We start from the raw sequence: 17,401 nt of genomic DNA, 5'->3' as shown, positions 1-17,401 counted from the left end.
CTGGTGCGCAGCAAGATCAAGATCAAGAGCCTGAACTTCATGCGCGGCCGCACCTTCCTGAACAAGTTCGTGCTGATCGACGAAGCGCAGAACCTCACGCCCAAGCAGATGAAGACGCTGATCACGCGCGCCGGCCCGGGCACCAAGATCGTCTGCCTGGGCAACCTGGCGCAGATCGACACCCCCTACCTGACCGAGGGCAGCTCGGGCCTGACCTTCGCGGTCGACCGCTTCAAGGGCTGGCCGCACAGCGGCCACGTGATGCTGGCGCGCGGCGAGCGTTCGCGGCTGGCCGACTACGCCTCCGAAGTGCTCTGACGCCCGCTCGCGCTCAGCGCCGGAAGGCGCCCGGCTCGAGCACGAAGAACTGCGGATTCAAGCCCTTCAGCGGCTCGCGCAGCTTGTCGATCTCGGCAGCCGGGCCGTGGATCTCGAGCCGTGCGATGTCGGCGATCTTCAGCGCCTCGCCGAGGATCGCGCCGACGTTGTCGAGGTGGGCCAGCACGCCGGCCGCGTCCTCGTAGCCCTCGCGGCAGTGCGCCGCATCGCCGTCGTAGCTGAAGCCGTAGTACAGGCACTTCGGCTCCTTCTTCGTCGCCTCGATGAAGCGCGGACCGAGGGCCTTGAACTCGGCCATCTTGCCGGCGTGGACCTTGAAGTAGGGCACGAGGCCGCAGCAGGTATCGGGGGTGCTCATCGACGTCTCCTCGAAGGATCTGGGATGCACGAGCTTGCGCCCGGCGAGGCCACGGGCGCCATTCCGTAGGAACCCGGGGAGGTGATCCGGGCTGACACGGATACTGTATTTATGTCCATATGTTTTACTTGACGTACCCAACTGTCCTACTATGAGAACTTGTTCGAGCCTCATGAGCTTGCTGGACATGTTGAAGGTCTACGCGCATCACTACGTCCACTTGGGCCAACTCATCCATGAGTTCGGCGGTCGCCTGTACATGGCCGAGCACGAAGAAGACGACCCAGGCCGTCCTCTGACCTCTGATGAGCGGCGGCAGTTGAAGAATCACTTGGCCGACTTGTCGAAGCTCTGCGATGGTCTCGGCTTGAAGATCGCCAAGGCTGGCTTTGACCGTGCAACAGAACGCCCGCCGCGCAGCTCGGGCGAGTACGACAAGCTCGTGGATGTGGCGATGGACGAGATGGCGGCTCAGCTCTTCCTGTTCGTCCCCAGCGACCGCGCCAAACACTTCGGCCGCCAAGAAAGCGTCCCAACGATGCCGAGCGCCGGTCGGGAGCTATCGCGCGCCGGGAACTGCCTAGCCGTTGGCGAGTACACCGCTTCGGTGTTCCACGCGATGCGCGCCGTGGAGGTTGGCCTCAATGCCATCCACCTTTGCCTTGGCCTCGCGCAGGTGCCGGATGCGAATCGAAACTGGGGGCGGCTCTGCAACGCTATCCGCGACGAGATCCAGCGTCGCAGCAAGGGCGGGTGGGCAGACGAGGACTTCTTCACATCGGCTCACGCGACCCTCATCGCCGTGAAGGACGCATGGCGCAACACCACCATGCATGTCGAGACTCACTACGACCAGCCCGAGGCCGAGCTGATCCTTGCCAACGTCACCGCTTTCGTGAAGAAGCTGGCCGCGCGGATGGACGAGCAGGGGCAGCCGCTCGCTTAGGCGGCACCGCGACACCAAGGACTCGCTTGAACGCCGCGCCACCATCATCCACGCCGTGCTTGAGCGCTGTTTCCTCGAAGCGCTTGGATTGCTCGGCGTCGTCGGGCGTGGTCTTGGGTGTCTTCATGGTTCCTGATCCAGTTCATGCCAGCGAAGGACTGCATCTGATGCTCGGCGCTCAACCAAGGGTTGAGAGAGCCAAAAGCGCGCCGGGTTCTCTTCCGCAGCTTTGCCAGCCTCAACCGGGCCCCAGACGCAGCCCTTTGCGGCTACGGCCTGAACGAAGCCATCGGCGCCAGCCACTTGGAAGACGCGCTGCTGGCATCTATGGCAGTAGCGGATATCCAAATAGTCGGTCGGCTCCAAGGTGTCGAATCGCATCTTGCAGCGGTACACCGAGGCGATTCGTTTGCCGCCCGTTGAGGCATCACTTGATCCGTCGCGGGGTGACGACTCCATGAACATCTCCATCGAGGGGCTGAGTGACTGAGACATCGTCGCTGCGCGCGAGTTCAAATCATTTCCGCCTTGGGAAGTAGTGGGGACGACGCTTCCACCACCCAGTTTCAGCCACGAGTCGTTTCGTAGGTGAGCCGCTTGCCGACCACGCCCATCAGCAGTCGGTCAGCGCGAGTCGCGTCGTCCACGCCCAGCGACTTGCGGTTGGAGAACCTGAAGTCGAACTCGTCGACGTAGCGTTGCAGATGCTGCTCGCTCACGCGCTGATAGGTGCCGGTGATGCCGCGCTTGAGCACCGAGAAGTAGGCCTCGACAGTGTTGCTGTGTGCGGAGACACCCGCGACCTTGGAAGGCTTCGCGTACTCCTTGGTTTGATGGTTGGTCGACTCGTGCAGGTCGAATTCCTTGCCGATGGGCCGGTAGTGGCCTGCACCGTCGGTCATCAGGTGCGAGTCCTTGGCGATGTTCGCCATCAGGATCGGGCGAAGGTTTGCGGCGTCCACGTTGGCAACGTGGAACGATCGGGTCTTGCCGTCGCGCTGAACCAGCGACACGACCTTGGCGCGGTGGTGGCCGGCAGCCTTGACCTTCTCGCCCTTCTTCGGAGTCATGAAGGTTTCGTCGGCTTCCACGATGGAGCCGCCACCGCCGAGCAGGCCAGGGCTGCCGTCCTTCATTGCTTCGCGGATGCGGTGGGCCATGAACCAAGCCGACTTCAGGGTCACGCCCAGGGTTCGGTGAAGCTGGTTCGAGCTGATGCCCTTCTTGCTTGACGCGATCAGGAAGATCGCTTGCAGCCACAAGTGCAGCTTGATGTGGCTCGACTCGAAGATGGTGCCGACCTTGACGGTGAACGGCTTGCGGCAGCCGTAGCACTTCCAGGTGCCGATGCGGGTAGAGGCGCCACCGAGCTTGCCTGCTTTGCCGATCTCGCCGCAGTGCGGACAGATCACACCGTTGGCCCACAGGCGCGCTTCGATGAAGCCGTAGGCAGCCGCTTCGCTATGGAAGTAGGGCTGAGATAGGAAAGATTCGCTCATGGTGGGCCTCGCTTGGGGCTTCGAGTCTGAGCGAGAAGATTGGGTACGTCAAGTAAAACATATGGATTTATGTACAGTATCCATCCCCTTCGGCCACCTCCATGTCAGCCCTTGCCACCTGCCCGCCCTCCGCCCCGCCCCCGCGGCCGGCTGCCCGTGCGCTGGCGGATCTGGCGCCGCGGCTGGGCCTGCCGTTGTGGCAGGCCGGGCAGCTGGCGCACAGTCGTCTGCCGACCGCACCCACCGGCTGGCGGGCCCTCGACGCCGAGCTGCCCGACGGCGGCTGGCCGCTCGCCGGCCTGACCGAACTGCTGATGCCGGCTGCCAGCGGCGAACTGGCCCTGCTGGCGCCCTGGCTGCGCGGGCTCGGGCGGCGTGAAGCCGGCTCGCGCGACCTGGTCTGGATCGCCCCGCCCGCCCAGCCCTGCGTCGCGGCGCTCCAGGCCCTCGGCCTGGGCCTGTCGCGATTGGTCTGCGTCCAGCCGGCCCGCCCGGCCGACGGCGCCTGGGCGGCCGAGCAGGCGCTGCGCGCCGGCAGCTGCGCGGCCGTGCTGTGGTGGAGCGAGCGCCCGGTGCCGGCCGCCACGCTGCGCCGGCTGCACCTGGCGGCCCAGGCCGGCTGCACGCCGCTGATGGCCCTGCGCCCACCGCCGGTCCGCGAGCAGAGCAGCCCGGCTCCGCTGCGCCTGGCCGTCGCGCCGCAGGCCGGCCGCCAGTTGTCGGTCGAGGTGTTCAAGCGCCGCGGGCCACCGATGGCGGTGCCCCTGATCCTGTCCCTGCCCTGGCCGGCGTCGACCCTGCGCCGCGGCCCGGGCGATCCCCTTCCCGTCACGAGGTCCCGCGATGCTGTGGATCGCGCTGCATCTGCCCCAGCTGCCGCTGCAGGCCCTGCCCTGGTCGCAAGCCGGGCTTGAGCTCGCGCTGCCGGTGGCGGTGGCCGAGCCGCACCGGCTGCTCGGCGCCAACCGGGCCGCGCGCGCGCTCGGCGTGCAGGCCGGGCAGAGCGTGGCGACGGCGCTGGCGCTGGTGCCGCAGCTGCAGGTGGTGCCGCGCGACACCGATCGCGAGGCCGCGCTGGTCGAGCGGCTGGCGCTGGCGCTGGCGGCGCTCTCGCCCAGCCTCAGCCTGACCGACAGCGGCTTGCTGCTCGAGGTTCGCGCCTCGCTGCGCCTGTTCGGCGGCCTGCGACCGCTGCTGCGACGCGCGCGCCAGCTGGCCCGCGACAGCCAGCTGCACGTGCGCAGCGCCTGCGCCCCGACCGCCGCCGCCGCCTGGCTGCTGGCCACCAGCGGCGTCATCCGGCGTCACCGGCCCCAGGCGCGCAGTTGCACGCAGCAGCTCGACCGCCTGCCGACCGACGCCTTGCGCGCCCTGCTGCCGCTGGCGCCGCGCCAGGCCGAGCTGCTCGAGGCCCTGGGCGTGCAGGATCTCGGCGCGCTGCGCGCCTTGCCGCGCGCCGGGTTGCAGCGGCGCCTCGGCCACGAGCTGGCCCTGGCCCTGGATCGCGCCTACGGCGACGCGCCCGACCCGCGTCGCTGGTTCGAGCCGCCCGAGCGCTTCGCCTGCCGGCGCGAACTGATGCAACGCGCCGACCGTGCCGAGGTGCTGGTCGCCGCCGTGCAGGTGCTGCTGCCGGCGCTGATCGGCTGGCTGCAGCGACGCTGGCTGGCTGCGACCACCCTGGTGCTGCGGCTGGGCCACGAGCCCAGCCGCTACGACCCCGACCGACCACCCGACACCCTGCTGTGGCTGCAGCTCGGCACGCCGAGCCGCGATCCCGAACAGCTGGCGCTGCTGTGGCGCGAGCGCCTGCAGCGCCACGCGCTGATCGCACCGGTCTATGAGATCGAGCTCGTGCTCGAAGCCGCGGTGCCGCATGGTGGCCGCCCCGGCGAGTTGCTGCCGCTGCCCGGCCAGGCCAACGACGAGCACGCGGCCTTGCTCGACCGGCTGGTCGCCCGCCTCGGCGCCGACCGCGTGCAGCGCTGGTGGCCGGTGGCCGACCACCGGCCCGAGCAGGCCCAGCGCGCGCTGCCGACCCACGCGGCGCTGCCGCCGCCAGCCGAGGTCACCGCGATGCCCCGCCCGGCCTGGCTGCTGCCGGCCCCGCTGCCGCTGGCCTGCGACCCGACCCTGGAGCAGCCGCTGCACGACGGCCCGCTGCGCTTGTGCTCGCGCGCCGAGCGCATCGAAGCCGGCTGGCATGACGGCGCACTGGTGCGGCGCGACTACCACGTCGCCGAAGGCCGCGACCATCGCCTGCGCTGGATCTACCGCGAGCATCGCCCGGGCCCTGCGGCTCCTGCGAGTCATCCCGGCGGCTGGTTCCTGCACGGCTGGTTCGGATGAGGTCCCTCGCCCATGCCCCAGCCCGCCCATCCGAAGGCGCCCAGGCCGGCGCCGCCGCCCGAGCCGCCGCCGCAGGTCAATGCCTCCGGCCTGCCGGCCTATGCCGAGCTGCACTGCCGCAGCAACTTCAGCTTCCTGACCGGGGCCTCGCACCCGAGCGAACTGGTCCAGCGGGCCGCCCAGCTGGGCTACGACGCGATCGCGATCACCGATGAATGCTCGGTGGCCGGCGTCGTGCGTGCGCACGACGCCTGGAAGGCACTGCCGGCCGACGGCCGGCCACTGAAGCTGCTGATCGGCGCCGAGTTCACGCTGGAAGCCACGAGCGACGAGCCCGGCCTGCGGCTGGTGCTGATCGCAAAAAACCGCGACGGCTATGCCCAGCTGTCGGGGCTGATCACGCGTGGCCGGCAACGCAGCAGCAAGGGCAGTTACCGGCTGGCGACGGACGACCTCGATGCCTTGCTGGCCGGCGCCGGCCATCCGCCCGGCCTGCCCGACTGCCTGGCGCTGCTGATCCCGCAGCGCGAGGACGACGAGGCCGCGTTGTCGGCCCAGGCCCGCGCGCTCGCGCGACGCTTCGGCGAGCACGCCTCGATCGCCGTCGAGCTGCTGCGCTGGGCCGACGACGACGCCTGGGTCGCAGGGCTGCTCGCGCTCTCGGCCGCCAGCGGCCTGCCGCTCGTGGCGGCCGGCGATGTGCGGATGCACGCGCGCTCGCGCAAGGCCCTGCTCGACACGCTGGCCGCGATCCGCCTGAAGCGCCCGCTCGCCGACTGCGGTCTGGCGCTGCCGCGCAACGGCGAACAGCACCTGCGCCCACGCTCCACGCTGGCGCGGCTCTACCGCGAGGCATGGATGGCACGCAGCGTGGCGCTGGCGCAGCGCTGCAGCTTCGACCTGCGGGAACTGAGGTACGAGTACCCGGCCGAGATCACGCCGCCGGGCGTCGGCGCGGCCGAGCACCTGCGCAGCCTCACCGAGGACGGCGCCCGCCGACGCTACCCCGACGGCGTGCCGGCGTCGGTGCATGCGCAGATCGAGCACGAGCTCGCGCTGATCACCCGCAAGCGCTACGAAGCCTTCTTCCTGACCGTGCACGACATCGTGCGCCATGCGCGCTCGCAAGGGATCCTGTGCCAGGGCCGCGGTTCGGCCGCGAACTCGGCCGTGTGCTACTGCCTGGGCATCACGGCGGTCGACCCGACCCGCACCACGCTGCTGTTCGAGCGATTCATCAGCGAAGAGCGCGATGAGGCCCCGGACATCGACGTCGACTTCGAGCACGAGCGGCGCGAGACCGTGATCCAGTACGTCTACGGCAAGTACGGACGCCACCGCACCGCGCTGGCCGCGGCGCTGATCACCTATCGCGTGCGCAGCGCGGTGCGCGACGTCGGCAAGGCACTCGGCTTCGACGAGCAACGCATCGCCCGGCTCGCCAGAAGCCACCAGTGGTTCGACGACGCCGAGAAGCTGGACCAGCGCCTGCGGGAAAACGGCTTCGATCCCGGCTCGCCGCTCACGCGGCAGTGGCTCGAGCTCAGCGCGACGCTGCACGGCTTTCCGCGCCACCTGTCGCAACACGTCGGCGGCTTCGTGATCGCACGCGACGAGCTCTCGCGCATGGTGCCGGTCGAGAACGCCGCCATGCCCGACCGGCAGGTGATCCAGTGGGACAAGGACGACCTCGAGTCGCTGGGCTTGCTGAAGGTCGACGTGCTGGCGCTGGGGATGCTGACGATGCTCCGGCGCGGCTTCGGTTTCCTGCGCCAGCTGCGCGGCCGCGACTGGGGCCTGGCCGACGTGCCGCAGGATGACCCGGCCACCTACGCGATGATCTGCCGCGCCGACACTGCCGGCGTGTTCCAGATCGAGAGCCGCGCCCAGCAGAGCATGCTGCCGCGGCTGCGACCCCGCGAGTTCTACGACCTGGTGGTCGAGGTCGCGATCGTGCGGCCCGGGCCGATCAGCGGCGGCATGGTCCATCCCTACCTCAAGCAGCGCGAGCTGCAGCGCCGCAGGCAACTCCCGGCACCGGCCTACCCGGCCCTCTGGGAAGCGCTGAAGCGCACGCTGGGCGTCCCGATCTTCCAGGAACAGGTGATCCAGATCTGCATGATCGCGGCCGACTTCAGCGGAGGAGAAGCCGACGAACTGCGCCGCGCGATGGCGGCCTGGAAGCGCAAGGGCGGCGTGCACCATTTTCACCAGCGCATCGTCAGTCGCATGGTCGGCAAAGGCTACGACGCCGCGTTCGCCGAGAACATCTTCAAGCAGATCACCGGCTTCGGCGAGTACGGGTTCCCCGAAAGCCATGCCTACAGCTTCGCGCTGCTGGCCTACGTGAGCGCCTGGCTCAAGTGCCACGAGCCGGCGGTCTTTCTGGCCGCGCTGCTGAACTCGCAACCGATGGGTTTCTACTCGCCTTCGCAACTGGTGCAGGACGCGAAGCGTCACGACATCGAGGTGCGCGCCGTCGACGTGTGCCACAGCGACTGGGACTGCACCCTCGAACCCGAGCCCGCTTCATCACAACCGGCCGTCCGCCTGGGCCTGCGGCTGGTCAAGGGCTTCAATGCGGACGCCGCCGGGCGGCTGATGGCTGCGCGAACCCATGCCCCCTTCTCCGGGCTCGACGACCTGGCCTTGCGCGCCGCGCTGGATCCGCAGGAGCTGCAGTGCCTGGCCCGTGCCGATGCCCTGATCGGCCTGGCCGGTCACCGTCGGCAGCAGGCCTGGCTCGCGGCCGGCCAGGCGCGCTTCACCGCCCTGCTGGCCGATGCACCGCAACCGGACGAACCGCTCGCACTGCCGCCCGCACCCGAAGGCCAGGAGATCCGCCTCGACTACGCCTCCACCGGTCTCACGCTGCGTCGCCATCCGGTCGCACTGCTGCGCCCGCAGCTCGCGCGCCGGGGCTGGCGCCATGCCGAGGACCTGGCCCGCCTGCGCGATGGCGCATCCGCCTGGGCCTGCGGCATCGTCGTGATGCGCCAGCAGCCCGAGACGGCGAACGGCACGATCTTCGTGACCCTGGAAGACGAGACCGGCTCGGTCAACGTGATCGTCTGGCGGCACGTGCGCGAGCGGTATCGCCAGGCCTTGCTGGCTTCGCGGCTGCTGGCGGTGGCCGGGCAGTGGCAGAAAACGCCCGAAGGCGTGATGCACCTGGTCGCGCGCCGGCTGGTCGACGTGACGCCCTGGCTCGGGCGCCTGGGCACCTCGTCGCGGGACTTCCACTGAGCCTTGCGCGGGGGCGGCTTCAGGGTCCCTTCAACCGCTTGATCATCGCCGCGCCGGTCAGCAACTCGATCTGAGCCTCGAGCCGGATCACGCGCCCGGTCAGGTCCTCGATCTTCTGCTGCTGCAGCTTCATCGCCTCGGACTGGCGGTTGACCTTGTCCTCGAGCTTGATCATCGAGGTCAGCGCACCCCAGACGCGGTCGGTCACGCCCATCAGGCGGCCTTGCGTGCCGGGGCGCGGGCCGCCCGGGCGGCCTTGGATTCCATCGATGCGATGCGCTTGTTGCTGGCCTCGATGAAGGCCAGCGCATCGTCGATCGCGGCACCGGCACGGTCGGCCGCGCCCTTGGCCGCATCGGCCAGTGCGCCCAGTTCGGCGTCGGCCTCGTCGGCCTGGTAGGCGAAGGCGCCACGGCGCATCAGCTCGGAGATCGGCAGGTCGAGCTTCTTCGCCTTGGCGGCGATGGCCTGCTTGTCCTGGAGCGTGGCCTGGACCACGATGCGTTCGACGGCGGCTGCCATGGCGGGGACTCCGGTGGGGATGACCGACAGGTCATGTCCATGGACAGTGTATGTACACCGACTGGGCTGTCAAGCCGGCGGGCGGATGCCCGCACCGCGGGATCAGTAGTCGCTGCCCACGCTGCCCGGCGCCAGGTTGTCGAACTTGGTCAGCGGCTTCAGGAAGGTCAGCTTGGCCGTGCCCACCGGGCCGTTACGCTGCTTGGCAATGATGATCTCGGCGACGCCCGGCTCCTTGGACGCGTCCTTGTTGTAGTAGTCGTCGCGGTAGATGAACATGATGACGTCGGCGTCCTGCTCGATCGCACCCGACTCGCGCAGGTCGCTCATCATCGGCCGCTTGTCGGTGCGCGTCTCGACGCTGCGGTTGAGCTGCGACAGCGCGATCACCGGGCACTTCAGTTCCTTGGCCAGGGACTTCAGGCCCCGCGAGATCTCGCCCAGCACGGTGGCGCGGTTCTCGTCGCTGCCGCCGTCGCTGCCGCTCATCAACTGCAGGTAGTCGACGACGATCAACCCGAGCTGGCCGCACTGCCGCGCCTGGCGGCGTGCGCGGGCACGCAGTTCGGTCGGCGTCAGTGCCGCGCTCTCGTCGATGAAGATCGAGGCCTTGCCGAGCTTGTCGACCGCCTCGGTCAGGCGGCCCCACTCGTCGTCGCCCAGCTTGCCGGTGCGCAGATGGCTCTGGTCGATGCGACCGAGCGAGCCCACCATCCGCAGCGCCAGTTGCGAGGCCCCCATTTCCATCGAGAACACCACCGCCGGCAGGCCCTCGTTGACGGCGACGTTCTCGGCGATGTTCAGCGCGAAGGCGGTCTTGCCCATCGACGGGCGGGCGGCCAGCACGATCAGATCGCCCGGCTGCAGGCCCGCCGTCATGCGGTCGAGGTCGTAGAAGCCGGTGCGCACGCCGGTCACCTCCTCGGCGCCGTTCTCGTAGAGCTCGGTCACGCGGTCGATCAGCTGCACCACCAGCTTGTCCATCGGCTGGAAGCCCTGCTGGCTGCGCGAGCCCTCCTCGCCGATGCGGAAGATCTTGCCCTCGGCATCGTCGAGGATCTGCGACACCGCACGGCCCTGCGGATTGAAGGCGCTGGTGGCGATCTCGTCGCTGGCAGCGACCAGCTTGCGCAGCACCGCCCGCTCGCGGACGATCTCGGCGTAGCGCCGCAGGTTGGCAGCGCTCGGCACGCTCTGGGCCAGGGCGTTCAGGTAGGCCAGACCGCCGACCTCGTCGGCCTTGCCCAGCGACTGCAGTCCTTCGTAGACCGTGATCACGTCGGCCGGCTTGGCGGCATTGATCAGCTTGCCGATCGCCGCGTAGATCAGCTTGTGCTCGTAGCGGTAGAAGTCGCCGTCGGTCAGCAGGTCGCCGGCGCGGTCCCAGGCACCGTTGTCGATCAGCAGGCCGCCGAGCACGCTCTGCTCAGCCTCGATCGAGTGAGGAGGGATGCGCAGCCGCGCGACTTCGTCGTCGGCGCGAGGATCGGGGCGCGCGGCGGCATCGCTGCCGTAGAGGGTCGCGGACATCGTTCGATCTTAGCGGGCACGGCCGGCCCGGCCTGTGGGCAAGCCTGTGGAAATGCGGTGGGCGTCCTGGGGGTGCCCGAGGACAAGTCGAGCATCGGCACAAAGCAGGAAGGCCGGCTTGCGCCGGCCTTCCTGCATGCCGATCACGAGTGCGATCAGTCGGTGTCGCCGACCACCGTCACGTTCACGTCGACCACCACGTCGGTGTGCAGCGCCACCGTCACGGCGTGCTCGCCGACGGTCTTCAGCGGGCCGGTCGGCATGCGGACCTGGGCCTTGCTGACCGCGAAGCCGACCTTGCCGAGCGCGTCGGCGATATCGTGGTTGGTGACCGAGCCGAACAGGCGGCCGTCGACGCCGGCCTTCTGCGTGACGCTGATCGACTTGCCGGCCAGCTTCTCGCCTTCGGCCTGCGCCGTCGACAGCTTGGCTGCAGCGGCCTTCTCCAGGTCGGCACGGCGCGTCTCGAACTCCTTGACGGCTGCCTCGGTCGCGCGGCGAGCCGCACCCGACGGGATCAGGAAGTTGCGGGCATAGCCGTCCTTGACCTTGACGACCTCACCGAGGTTGCCGAGGTTGGCGACTTTCTCGAGCAGGATGATTTGCATGATCGCGGCCTCCTCAGACCTTGTGCTGGTCGCTGTACGGCAGCAGGGCCAGGAAGCGCGCGCGCTTGATGCAGGTCGTCAGCTGGCGCTGGAAGAACGCGCGGGTCCCGGTCAGGCGGGCCGGCGTGATCTTGCCGTTCTCGGAGATGAAGTCGCGCAGCGTGTCGACGTCCTTGTAGTCGATCTGTTCGACACCGGCGACGGTGAAGCGGCAGAAGCGCTTGCGACGGAACAGCAGCGATTGGGCATTGCGCTTCGGGCGCTTGTCCTTGCCGAAACGGCCTTTTCCACGGGGCGGGGGCATGGTGAACTCCTGTGATGCTTGAAACGGGGTCAGAGCGGGCGGGTCGGCGCCGTCATGTCGAATTCGGTGAGGTGCAGCAGCACGCCCTTGCCGTTGCGGGCGGCCCCGAGAAAGCCTGCGAAGGTCGCGGTGTCACCCACCGCCAGCGTCGCCAGCTGCTCGGCCACCACCCCGATCCCCACGGCCCGGATCTCCAGGGAGACCTTCCGCGGGTGCCCGGCTTCCGTGACCTGAGACTCGTGCCTGAGGCTCAAGTCCAGGGCCGGCAAGCCGGCGGGCGTGTAGCGTGTCGCTCCCCGCTGTGCCACCTGGGCCTGCAGAACCACGCGGTTCATGCCGGCGTCCGTGACACGCGGGGCCTCGCCGAAATCAGGCGGCGGCCTCCTGCGGCTGCGGCGCCTTGCGCGATTCCTCGCGCTCGACGGCCTTCATCATGATCGAGGGGGTGGTCTCGGCCTTGGTCTTCGCGACGGTCAGGTGCCGCAGCACCGCGTCGTTGAAGCGGAAGCCGGTTTCCAGCTCGGTCAGCGTTTCCTTGCTGCACTCGATGTTGAGGCAGAGGTAGTGGGCCTTCGCGAGCTTGTTGATCATGTAGGCCAGCTGGCGCCGACCCCAATCCTCGACACGGTGGACCTTGCCGCCGGCAGCGGTGACCAGGCCCTTGTAGCGTTCCAGCATGGCCGGAACCTGCTCGCTTTGATCCGGATGGATCAGCAGGACGATTTCATAGTGACGCATCAGTACTCCTTGTGGGTTTCCGCCTCGCCGCCGTGCGTGCACGGCCGTCTGGCAGGGAAGCCGCCCCCGAGCGTCGAGGTGGGGTGCGGCAAGGTAAGCCCGAAATTATAGCCGCAACAATGAAAACGGCCCCCGTTGCCGGGGGCCGTGCGCCAATCTGGCAGGCCGGCCGAAGCCGGCACTGCATCAGCTGGCCAGGCTCTTGACCATGTCGCCCTTCAGGTTCGGGTAGCGGACATGCTCGATCAGCTCCTGCACCTTCTTGTTGGGTGCCGGGGTGAACAGGCTGACGAGGATGATCACCGCGAAGCCGACCGGCACGCCGAAGGTGGCCGCCGAGATCGGCTGGATGCCGAACCACAGGCTGACCGGCTCGGTGATGCCGAACACGCCACGCATCCAAGGCTGGTTGTGGATCATGTAGTACATCGTCGTGCCCAGGCCCGCGATCATGCCCAGCACGGCACCGGCGCTGGAAGCACGCTTCCAGAAGATGCCGAGCACCAGGGCCGGGAAGAACGCCGCCGCCGCGAACGAGAACGCCGCCGAGACCAGGAACAGGATGTCCGCCGGCTTCTGCGAGGCCACGTAGGCCGCCGCCAGGGCGACGACCAGCAGCAGGATCTTCGAGATCGTCACGCGCCGCGAGGTCGAGGCGTTCGGGTCGATCATCTTGTAGTACAGGTCGTGCGACAGCGCATTGGCGATCGTCAGCAGCAGGCCGTCGGCCGTGGACAACGCTGCCGCCAGACCGCCGGCCGCCACCATGCCCGACACCACGTAGGGGAGGCCGCCGATTTCCGGCGTCGCCAGCACGATGATGTCGCCACCGATCTTCATCTCGCCCAGTTGCAGGATGCCGTCCTTGTTGACGTCCGTCACCGACAGCAACGCCGGGTCGACTCGCACCCAGTTCGCTACCCAAGCCGGCAACTGGTCGAACGGTGTTCCGACGACGTTGCTGAAGACCTCGAACTTGACCAGTACCGCGAGAGCCGGCGCCGTGAAGTACAGCAGGAAGATGAAGAACAGCGACCAGGTCACCGACTCGCGCGCCTCCCTCACCGACGGCGTCGTGTAGTACCGCATCAGGATGTGCGGCAACGAGGCCGTACCGACCATCAGGCAGAAGACCAGCGCGAGGAAGTTGCGACGCGAGGTGTCAAAGGCTTCCTTCGCCTTCTCGTCGCCGTTCGGATCGCCGGCAAACTGCTGGGCGTGCACAGGCATGCCAGCCAGCGGCTTCGCGCGCGCTTCGTTGGCCGTCTTGGCTGCCGTGTAGGCCTTCTTGGCGTCCGCCTCGGTGGCCGGCAGGGCCGCGAGCGCCTTCTCGGCTGCCTGCACGTCCGCCAGCGGCGCATTGCTCGACTTCAGGCTGGCCAGCTTCTCGTTGGCCGCTGCTTTGTCGGCGGCCATCGCGGCCGGCACGTCCTTCAGCTTCTCGGCGGCCGTGTCAGCGCGCTTCTTGAACTCGGCAATGACCTCCAGCTCCTTCGGGTCGGCCTTGAGCTTCTTCTCCAGCTCGGTGACCTGCTGCAGCTTGTAGCCGTAGGCGACTTGTGGCACCGGCACGTTGCTCTGCTTCATGCCCAGCCACACCACCGGGATCATGTAGGCAATGATCAGGATGATGTACTGCGCCACCTGCGTCCAGGTCACGGCGCGCATGCCGCCGAGGAACGAGCAGACCAGGATGCCGCCGAGGCCGACGAACACGCCGATCTCGAAGGCCAGACCGGTCAGGCGGGCGGTGATGATGCCCACGCCGTAGATCTGCGCCACCACGTAGGTGAAGGAGCACAGGATCGCGGCGAAGATGCCGATGAAGCGCGCCGCGTTGCCGCCGTAGCGCTCGCCCAGGAAGTCGGGGATCGTGAACTGGCCGAACTTGCGCAGGTAGGGCGCGAGGAACAGCGCCACCAGGCAATAGCCGCCGGTCCAGCCCATGATGAAGGCCAATCCGCCAAAGCCGCTGAGGTACAGCGTGCCGGCCATGCCGATGAACGATGCCGCCGACATCCAGTCGGCGCCGGTCGCCATGCCGTTGTAGATCGCCGGAACGCGCCGGCCGGCCACGTAGTACTCGGCCGCATCGGTCGTGCGGCTCATGATGCCGATGCCGGCGTATAGGCCGATGGTCGCGAGCAAGAAGATCAGGCCGATCCAGCTGCGCGGCAAACCCATCTGTTCGAGGACAGCCAGCACCAGAACGAAAGCGACGAAGCCGCCCGTGTACCAGGTGTAGACCTTGTTGAGCTGCGACTTGAACGCAGCGTTGCCGCTGGTGGTCACCTGACCACCCGGCGAGTTGCTCATGCCAGCCATGTCATTCCTCCTCGGCAACGCCGTGTTCCCGGTCCAGGCGGTTCATGGTCCGCGCGTAGAACCAGATGATCAGCACATAGATGATCAGCGAACCCTGGGCAGCCATGTAGAAGCTGAAGGGCCAACCGAAGAACACGAAGTTCAGGTCGCGGGCGAAATACGCCATCACGAACGTGACCACGAACCAGATCGCCAGCAGGATCGAGGTGATCCTGAGGTTCTTGGCCCAGTAGCCTTTTTGACTTTCGGTCAATTGCATCGCCACACCTCCAACACATGTTGTCCCGACTCCATCGGGGAGCCACCGCTGATATCTCCCGTGACACCCGCCGGCGCTCTCGGGCGCCGGTCCTGCAGCAAGGGGTGCCTGCTCATCGCCGTCAGCGCTCGCTGGCGGGACCCGCCATCAAGCCGGTCTCGCGCTCGAGCTGAGCGGCGACCTTGGGCTCGAAGCCCTTGAGATGGCGAATGACCTTCACCGCCTCGTCGGGCTGCTGGCGATCGACATGAACCCGCGCCAGCTGGTACCAGCCGTGCGGGCTCATGGGCTGCAATTCGGTGTTGCGCTTCAGCGCGATGACGGCGTCGTCGTAGCGATGCTGGCGGATCAGCGCCAGCCCGAGCCCGTACCACGCCCGGTCCAGCTTGGGCTCGAGCTCGATCGCGCGGCGGAAGGTCGCCTCGGCCTCGGCCAGCTGCCCGTCCTGCTCGAGCAGGAACCCGAGATTGAACCAGGCATGAGCGTCGTCGGCCCGAGCCGCCAGCAGGCGACGATGGTCGGCGATCGCCGCGCCGCGGTCGCCGTCCGTCGCCCGCAGGTGCGCGCGGCTGGCCAGGGCATGGGCGTTGTCGGGGTCGAGCGCCAGCACTTCCTCGATCGTCTCGAGCGCGCGCGCCTTGAGACCGAACGTCAGGCAGGCCTGGATCCGCCACTTCAGCAGGAGCAGCTGGAACCGCGACGGGCGGGCGGCGTTCACCATCGCGGCGCTCATTGGCACAGCCCCTGGCCGGGCATCGTGCGGCACAGGCTGACCTTCTCGATCAGCATGAACACCCACAGCCATCCCAGCGCCACGAAGGTCAGCAGCGGGATGTGGCGATCGATCACGAACTTCGGCGTGATGAGCCGGAAGGTCCTGGTGAACGGGGCGGTCATCATGCCGAGCAGCTGATAGAAGAGGTTCTGCTCGCGCTTGGCTCCTGCGAGCAGGCCGAGCAGAAAGCGGCCGGCGAGCGCGCAGAGGGCGATTTCAGCGACGAGCTTGATGGAGGTCACCAGAAGCAGCATGGGGGCGTCGTAACAGGTAGTGTCATTGTTGAAGGTGGCCTTACTTAAAACTGACGGGCGCGTCAGCCTCCGGCTTTGCCCTCCTAGGGTTTGCCCGCGGGCCTCAAGCAAAACGGCCCCGCGAGGGGCCGTCGGCACGCCGATCGTCGGGGATCAGCGCTGCGCCAGTCGCGTCCAGGTCTCCACGACGCTGTCCGGGTTCAGCGAGATCGAGACGATGCCCTCGGCGGCCAGCCAGTCGGCAAAGTCCGGGTGATCGCTGGGGCCCTGCCCGCAGATGCCGATGTACTTGCCGTGCGCGCGGCAAGCGGCGATGGCGCGCGAGATCATCGCCTTGACGGCCGGGTCGCGCTCGTCGAAGTCGGCCGCCAGCAACTCCAGCCCCGAGTCACGGTCCAGGCCCAGCGTCAGCTGCGTCAGGTCGTTGGAGCCGATCGACATGCCGTCGAAGTGCTCGAGGAACTGGTCCGCCAGGATCGCGTTGCTGGGCACCTCGCACATCATGATGACGCGCAGGTCGTCCTGGCCGCGCTTGAGCCCCTGGTCGGCCAGCATCCCGACCACACGCTCGGCCTGCTTCAGCGTACGCACGAAGGGCACCATGATCTCGACGTTGCTCAGGCCCATGTCCTTGCGCACGCGCTTGAGGGCCTCGCACTCCATCGCGAAGGCCTCCCCGAAATCGGCGCTGATGTAGCGCGAGGCGCCGCGGAAGCCCAGCATCGGGTTCTCTTCCTCGGGCTCGTAGCGCGAGCCGCCGATGAGCTTCTTGTACTCGTTGCTCTTGAAGTCCGACAGCCGCACGATCACCGGCTTGGGCCAGAACGCCGCCGCGATGGTGGCGACGCCCTCGACCAGCTTGTCGACATAGAAGGCGCGCGGCGAGGCGTGGCCGCGCGCCACCGACTCGACGGCCTTCTTCAGGTCCGCGTCGACGTTCGGGTAGTCGAGGATCGCCTTCGGGTGCACGCCGATGTTGTTGTTGATGATGAACTCGAGCCGCGCCAGGCCGACGCCGGAGTTCGGCATCTGCGCGAAGTCGAAGGCCAGCTGCGGGTTGCCGACGTTCATCATGATCTTGATCGGGCAGTACGGCAGCTCGCCGCGCTCGACGTCCTGCACCTCGGTCTCGAGCAGGCCGTCGTAGATGTAGCCGGTGTCGCCTTCGCTGCACGCCACCGTGACCAGGGCGCCGTCCTTCAGCGTCTCGGTCGCATCGCCGCAGCCGACCACCGCCGGGATGCCGAGCTCTCGCGCGATGATGGCCGCGTGGCAGGTGCGGCCACCGCGGTTCGTGACGATGGCGCTGGCGCGCTTCATCACCGGCTCCCAGTTCGGGTCGGTCATGT

General features: G+C 68.1%; 20 protein-coding genes. 5 read left to right on the top strand and 15 right to left on the bottom strand.

Annotated features, from left to right (window positions below; all coding sequences use genetic code 11):
- A partial coding sequence (locus tag QZV97_RS17865; protein ID WP_295645697.1) for a PhoH family protein occupies positions 1–318 on the top strand: 318 nt, incomplete at its 5' end.
- A gap of 13 nt (positions 319–331) precedes the next feature.
- Here the strand turns inward: QZV97_RS17865 and QZV97_RS17860 are convergent.
- Positions 332–697: a hypothetical protein gene (locus tag QZV97_RS17860; RefSeq protein ID WP_295645694.1), complete on the bottom strand. Its 366-nt coding sequence runs from the start codon at positions 695–697 to the stop codon at positions 332–334.
- Between the two features lie 172 nt (positions 698–869).
- Here QZV97_RS17860 and QZV97_RS17855 point away from each other — a divergent pair, with 172 nt between their 5' ends.
- The gene (locus QZV97_RS17855) at positions 870–1,643 is read left to right on the top strand and encodes a hypothetical protein (protein ID WP_295645691.1); all 774 of its coding nucleotides are present in this window, start codon (positions 870–872) and stop codon (positions 1,641–1,643) included.
- 123 nt (positions 1,644–1,766) lie between these two features.
- On the opposite strand, the gene QZV97_RS17850 is transcribed toward QZV97_RS17855, so the two are convergent.
- Positions 1,767–2,114 (bottom strand): hypothetical protein, encoded by a 348-nt coding sequence (locus tag QZV97_RS17850; RefSeq protein WP_295645688.1) that lies wholly within the window; start codon positions 2,112–2,114, stop codon positions 1,767–1,769.
- Positions 2,115–2,209: 95 nt separating this feature from the next.
- A complete protein-coding gene (locus QZV97_RS17845) occupies positions 2,210–3,142 on the bottom strand; it encodes an IS1595 family transposase (protein ID WP_295645685.1) in 933 nt (310 codons plus the stop codon).
- A 101-nt stretch (positions 3,143–3,243) separates the two neighbouring features.
- Between QZV97_RS17845 and imuA the strand changes: the two genes are divergently transcribed.
- The 3 genes from imuA to QZV97_RS17830 are packed head-to-tail and all read left to right on the top strand — an operon-like array spanning position 3,244 to position 8,737.
- Positions 3,244–4,056: a translesion DNA synthesis-associated protein ImuA gene (gene imuA / locus QZV97_RS17840; RefSeq protein WP_295645682.1), complete on the top strand. Its 813-nt coding sequence runs from the start codon at positions 3,244–3,246 to the stop codon at positions 4,054–4,056.
- The gene (locus tag QZV97_RS17835) at positions 3,986–5,491 is read left to right on the top strand and encodes a DNA polymerase Y family protein (RefSeq protein ID WP_295645679.1); all 1,506 of its coding nucleotides are present in this window, start codon (positions 3,986–3,988) and stop codon (positions 5,489–5,491) included. The genes imuA and QZV97_RS17835 overlap by 71 nt, the downstream gene beginning before the upstream one ends.
- A gap of 12 nt (positions 5,492–5,503) precedes the next feature.
- Entirely contained in the window at positions 5,504–8,737 is a 3,234-nt protein-coding gene (locus QZV97_RS17830; RefSeq protein WP_295645677.1) for an error-prone DNA polymerase, read from the top strand.
- 19 nt (positions 8,738–8,756) lie between these two features.
- Here QZV97_RS17830 and QZV97_RS17825 read toward each other — a convergent pair whose 3' ends face one another.
- From QZV97_RS17825 to ppsA, 12 genes are all read right to left on the bottom strand, one after another.
- Positions 8,757–8,951, bottom strand: coding sequence for a hypothetical protein (locus QZV97_RS17825; RefSeq protein WP_295645675.1), 195 nt, complete (start codon positions 8,949–8,951; stop codon positions 8,757–8,759).
- On the bottom strand, positions 8,951–9,259 hold the full coding sequence (locus QZV97_RS17820; protein ID WP_295645672.1) for a hypothetical protein: 309 nt from the start codon (positions 9,257–9,259) through the stop codon (positions 8,951–8,953). Before QZV97_RS17820 ends, QZV97_RS17825 begins: the two co-directional genes overlap by 1 nt.
- Positions 9,260–9,361: 102 nt before the next feature.
- On the bottom strand, positions 9,362–10,789 hold the full coding sequence (gene dnaB, locus QZV97_RS17815) for a replicative DNA helicase (protein ID WP_295645670.1): 1,428 nt from the start codon (positions 10,787–10,789) through the stop codon (positions 9,362–9,364).
- A gap of 155 nt (positions 10,790–10,944) precedes the next feature.
- On the bottom strand, positions 10,945–11,397 hold the full coding sequence (gene rplI / locus QZV97_RS17810) for a 50S ribosomal protein L9 (RefSeq protein ID WP_295645667.1): 453 nt from the start codon (positions 11,395–11,397) through the stop codon (positions 10,945–10,947).
- A gap of 13 nt (positions 11,398–11,410) precedes the next feature.
- On the bottom strand, positions 11,411–11,701 hold the full coding sequence (gene rpsR / locus QZV97_RS17805; RefSeq protein ID WP_295645664.1) for a 30S ribosomal protein S18: 291 nt from the start codon (positions 11,699–11,701) through the stop codon (positions 11,411–11,413).
- Positions 11,702–11,730: 29 nt separating this feature from the next.
- Positions 11,731–12,036 (bottom strand): primosomal replication protein N, encoded by a 306-nt coding sequence (gene priB / locus QZV97_RS17800; protein WP_295645661.1) that lies wholly within the window; start codon positions 12,034–12,036, stop codon positions 11,731–11,733.
- A 34-nt stretch (positions 12,037–12,070) separates the two neighbouring features.
- Positions 12,071–12,439, bottom strand: coding sequence for a 30S ribosomal protein S6 (gene rpsF / locus QZV97_RS17795; RefSeq protein ID WP_295645658.1), 369 nt, complete (start codon positions 12,437–12,439; stop codon positions 12,071–12,073).
- A gap of 186 nt (positions 12,440–12,625) precedes the next feature.
- A complete protein-coding gene (locus QZV97_RS17790; protein ID WP_295645656.1) occupies positions 12,626–14,764 on the bottom strand; it encodes a VC_2705 family sodium/solute symporter in 2,139 nt (712 codons plus the stop codon).
- Position 14,765: 1 nt separating this feature from the next.
- Complete coding sequence (locus QZV97_RS17785) at positions 14,766–15,023, bottom strand: DUF4212 domain-containing protein (protein ID WP_295645653.1); 258 nt, start codon at positions 15,021–15,023, stop codon at positions 14,766–14,768.
- Positions 15,024–15,144: 121 nt separating this feature from the next.
- Positions 15,145–15,744 (bottom strand): tetratricopeptide repeat protein, encoded by a 600-nt coding sequence (locus QZV97_RS17780; protein WP_295645650.1) that lies wholly within the window; start codon positions 15,742–15,744, stop codon positions 15,145–15,147.
- A gap of 8 nt (positions 15,745–15,752) precedes the next feature.
- Entirely contained in the window at positions 15,753–16,052 is a 300-nt protein-coding gene (locus QZV97_RS17775; protein ID WP_295645646.1) for a hypothetical protein, read from the bottom strand.
- A 153-nt stretch (positions 16,053–16,205) separates the two neighbouring features.
- A partial coding sequence (gene ppsA / locus QZV97_RS17770; protein ID WP_295645643.1) for a phosphoenolpyruvate synthase occupies positions 16,206–17,401 on the bottom strand: 1,196 nt, incomplete at its 5' end.

This window comes from uncultured Methylibium sp., assembly GCF_902826655.1.
In the GTDB taxonomy this organism is placed as follows: domain Bacteria; phylum Pseudomonadota; class Gammaproteobacteria; order Burkholderiales; family Burkholderiaceae_C; genus Methylibium.
This window is presented reverse-complemented; position numbering and strand designations above follow the sequence as displayed.

Coding starts and splice junctions, on each gene's coding strand:
- imuA (WP_295645682.1), top strand. CDS start 3,244: ATGTCAGCCCTTGCCACCTGCCCGCCCTCCGCCCCGCCCCCGCGGCCG.
- QZV97_RS17790 (WP_295645656.1), bottom strand. CDS start 14,764: ATGGCTGGCATGAGCAACTCGCCGGGTGGTCAGGTGACCACCAGCGGC.
- QZV97_RS17850 (WP_295645688.1), bottom strand. CDS start 2,114: ATGGAGATGTTCATGGAGTCGTCACCCCGCGACGGATCAAGTGATGCC.
- QZV97_RS17820 (WP_295645672.1), bottom strand. CDS start 9,259: ATGGCAGCCGCCGTCGAACGCATCGTGGTCCAGGCCACGCTCCAGGAC.
- QZV97_RS17860 (WP_295645694.1), bottom strand. CDS start 697: ATGAGCACCCCCGATACCTGCTGCGGCCTCGTGCCCTACTTCAAGGTC.
- QZV97_RS17830 (WP_295645677.1), top strand. CDS start 5,504: ATGCCCCAGCCCGCCCATCCGAAGGCGCCCAGGCCGGCGCCGCCGCCC.
- QZV97_RS17845 (WP_295645685.1), bottom strand. CDS start 3,142: ATGAGCGAATCTTTCCTATCTCAGCCCTACTTCCATAGCGAAGCGGCT.
- QZV97_RS17835 (WP_295645679.1), top strand. CDS start 3,986: ATGCTGTGGATCGCGCTGCATCTGCCCCAGCTGCCGCTGCAGGCCCTG.
- dnaB (WP_295645670.1), bottom strand. CDS start 10,789: ATGTCCGCGACCCTCTACGGCAGCGATGCCGCCGCGCGCCCCGATCCT.
- rplI (WP_295645667.1), bottom strand. CDS start 11,397: ATGCAAATCATCCTGCTCGAGAAAGTCGCCAACCTCGGCAACCTCGGT.
- QZV97_RS17785 (WP_295645653.1), bottom strand. CDS start 15,023: ATGCAATTGACCGAAAGTCAAAAAGGCTACTGGGCCAAGAACCTCAGG.
- rpsF (WP_295645658.1), bottom strand. CDS start 12,439: ATGCGTCACTATGAAATCGTCCTGCTGATCCATCCGGATCAAAGCGAG.
- QZV97_RS17780 (WP_295645650.1), bottom strand. CDS start 15,744: ATGGTGAACGCCGCCCGCCCGTCGCGGTTCCAGCTGCTCCTGCTGAAG.
- priB (WP_295645661.1), bottom strand. CDS start 12,036: ATGAACCGCGTGGTTCTGCAGGCCCAGGTGGCACAGCGGGGAGCGACA.
- QZV97_RS17855 (WP_295645691.1), top strand. CDS start 870: ATGAGCTTGCTGGACATGTTGAAGGTCTACGCGCATCACTACGTCCAC.
- QZV97_RS17825 (WP_295645675.1), bottom strand. CDS start 8,951: ATGGGCGTGACCGACCGCGTCTGGGGTGCGCTGACCTCGATGATCAAG.
- QZV97_RS17775 (WP_295645646.1), bottom strand. CDS start 16,052: ATGCTGCTTCTGGTGACCTCCATCAAGCTCGTCGCTGAAATCGCCCTC.
- rpsR (WP_295645664.1), bottom strand. CDS start 11,701: ATGCCCCCGCCCCGTGGAAAAGGCCGTTTCGGCAAGGACAAGCGCCCG.